Source organism: Glutamicibacter sp., assembly GCF_035257265.1.
Lineage (GTDB): Bacteria > Actinomycetota > Actinomycetes > Actinomycetales > Micrococcaceae > Glutamicibacter.
The window spans coordinates 1-3,086 of sequence record NZ_DATEXC010000072.1; the positions used below are offsets into that span (position 1 = coordinate 1).

The window sequence follows — 3,086 nt, forward strand, 5'->3', positions numbered from 1 at the left end:
GTCGCGCATGTCGCGCACGAAGACCGTGTCGTGCGTGAGGTCGAGCAGGTCGGCCCGCTCCCGCAACGTCTCTTCCACCCACTGGCGTTCAGCGATCTCGGACCGCAGCGTCTCATTGGTCTGGTTGAGGTCGGCGGTCCGCTCCTGGACTTTGGCCTCTTGTTCATCACGGGCCCGCCGGAGCAATGTCTCAGCGCGTTTGCGGGCGGCACTCCACGAACTGACAAGCACGGCCGACAGGAAAAAGACGAGCAGTTGCGGCACGTTGGCGGGGTCGAACTGCAGGCTATACAGCGGCGGCAGGAAGCAATAAGCGATGGCCAGAGTCGCCAGCAGAGCGGCCAGCAGTCCCGGTCCAATGCCGCCAAACCAGGCGCTCAGCATGATCGCCAGGAAGAAGACCGGCGTGACCAGCTCGTCGGGGCGCAACAGCAGCGTCACGAGCAATGCGACGGCAACCGACACACATGCCAGACTGTATGTTAACACCATCGCGCACGCACGCCGCGCGAGCATGTCAAGCTTCGACATACGCTTGCCCCCACTGTCGTGACGCCCTGAACCTTGACGACAATCACTCCTCCCGGCGAACCATGCTCAGATGATAGTCCCCTCAAGGGTGGTTTACAACCAACGCACTGTGCCTGTGGTGGCCCGATTCACGGTGCCGAGCGCTTCGCCCCGGGGAACCCGACAGCGCGCCCGTGACGCCAATATATCGACAGATGCCATCTGGTCGTCTTGGCCGTGGTGACTCGGGCCCGTCTGTCAGTACCGCGCCTTGGCATCATCGCACAGGCCCAGCCCCAAGGCAGACGTCGGCACACGAGGGGGGTACGAGCGCCTGTCCCTGACGCTAGCGGGGGTTTACGGCGCACTGCAGTGCAAAACCTCATAAGTCTCACAGCCACAAGGGGTTGATGGTTCCATGGATGTATTACCCTACTAATGGGTATTAAATTTTCAGTTTTGACAAAGTATACTGGACATAAACTGGTGTATGTATTACCCTACCAGTATGCCAAGTCTCATTACCAAGTGGAAAAAAGGCAGACCGTATCTCTACTGGGTCCGCTCCGCCCGTGTCAAGGGCCAATCGCGCATTGTCGAGCAGATCTATCTGGGGCCTCAGGAGCGAGTCATGGAGCACATCCGGGTCCACCGGACTGCCGCTGCCCCCCAAGGGGCAATGCCCACGCTCCACACCGTGCAGACCCGGGAGTTCGGGGCCTCGGCGCTGTTCTATACTGTGGCCCAAGAACTGGGGCTCCTTGAGCTGATTAATGCTTCCGTCCCGCCCGCCCCGCCAGGGCGACGCACCTCGCTGTCCGTGGGGCACTACCTCCTTCTGGCGGCCCGCAATCGTGCGACCTGGCCCAAAAGCAAGCGGGCCTTCGCCGAGTGGTACCAGAGCACGGTGCTGGCCCGTTTGGTGCCCGCTGCCGCCGAGGAGTTGAGCAGCCAACGCTTCTGGGATCATATGGATGTGTTTGAAGAGATCCACGTTGCCCCCCTCCAGGAGGCGTTGCTGGCGCGGATTCGCGAGCACTTCCCCTTGGGAGAGCGGTTTCTGGTCTATGACACCACGAACTACTATACCTTCATTCATACCTTCAACAGCCGGCCTAGCCTTCCACAGCGTGGCAGAAACAAGCAGAAGCGCGCTGACTTGCGTCAGATCTCCTTGGCCCTGGTGGTGGATGAGGAGCAGGGGCTCCCCCTGTACTACCGCTGCTATGAGGGCAATACCCCGGATGTCGTTGCCCTGGGTGCGAGCCTGAAGGGGATGCTTGGTCCATTCTGCCCTCAGCACACTTCTCCCCACCTCACGCTGATCCTGGACAAGGGCAACGTCTCCCGCGACAACTTCACGGCCCTCTCCAAGGCCCATTTCTCCTTCCTTGCGGCCATCCCGGCTGGTTGGGTCCGTCAACTCTCCCAGGGGGCCTTGAAGGGGTATCAGCCCTTGTCCCTGCCCGATGGGCGGCGGGTCAAGGTGTACGCCCAGCCCCAGGCGAGGCTGTTGGGCATCGCGGGCAAACTCCTGGTGAGCTTTAGCCCCCGCTTTTATCGCCGGCAGGTGCGCACGCTGGATCTGCTCCAGCGCAAAGCCGACCAGAAACTGCGCACCCTCCAGGCGACCATCCAGGAGGCCGTGGCGCGCAACCGGCCCCGCACAGAGCAGGCCGTCAGACGCGAGATGAGCCGGGCGCTGCGCCATGATCGGCTCAAGGACTTTTGCTCTCCGACGCTCCGGCTGCATCACGGGGCTGTCGAGGCGCTGAGCTGGGAGTGGGATAGGCGCAAGAAACGCGCAATCAAACATGGCACCTTTGGGAGAACAGTCCTGTTTACCGATCGTCGGGAGCTGAGCGATCAACGCATCGTGGTGGCCTACCGGAGCCAGGCGAAAGTGGAAGCGATGTTCCGCATCAGCAAGAGCCGGCGTCCCGGCTTGTGGTGGCCGGCGTATCACTGGACGGATAGCAAACTGTCGGTTCATGCCCTCTACTGCTTTCTGGCTCTGCTGTTGATTCGGATCGTCGTGCTTCGACTCCAAGAGCGCCACCTGGCTCTCGGCGTCGACCTCCTGCTGGAGCGCCTCCGGGGTATGCAGGAAGCCCTCGTCGTGTATGCCAATGGTACAGCACAACGGGTGCTCACCCAGCGCAGCCCGGAGCAGGAAGAACTGTTTGTTGCCCTCAACTTAAGGCCCTTGGCAGAGCAGTTGGGTAATACAGTGCTCAGTCTCTAAACTTCTTGAGAGACAAGGGGTTGCCCCTCTTATGATCCCTTCTCACCGTAAACTCCCGCTAGCACGCGGCTAGCCTTTTACAGCGTGTTTAAAAAGTGGTTTTAGGGTGCTTTACGAGGGAATGATCCATCTGTGAAGCCATTGATTTTCCTCAACAAACAGTCTGCTGCAGATGGTCCTCATTCGAGGGATCAGGCACTTTTTTGACACGCTCTTAGCTCCTGTGCATCGAGGACGACCGCGAGCGGATTGCCGGCGAAGCGCCGGCTCGTGCATACGTTGAGGGTCAGAAAACGTCGGCGCATTGCTTCCTCACGACATCGAAGCGCTC

General features: G+C 60.6%; 2 protein-coding genes. One reads left to right on the top strand and one right to left on the bottom strand.

Features of this window, described 5'->3' with window-relative positions; all coding sequences use genetic code 11:
- A partial coding sequence (locus VJ369_RS19080; protein WP_324093569.1) for a DUF4118 domain-containing protein occupies positions 1 to 531 on the bottom strand: 531 nt, incomplete at its 3' end.
- 487 nt (positions 532 to 1,018) lie between these two features.
- Between VJ369_RS19080 and VJ369_RS19085 the strand changes: the two genes are divergently transcribed.
- Positions 1,019 to 2,755 (top strand): IS1634 family transposase, encoded by a 1,737-nt coding sequence (locus VJ369_RS19085; protein ID WP_324093570.1) that lies wholly within the window; start codon positions 1,019 to 1,021, stop codon positions 2,753 to 2,755.
- Positions 2,756 to 3,086 lie beyond the last annotated feature (331 nt).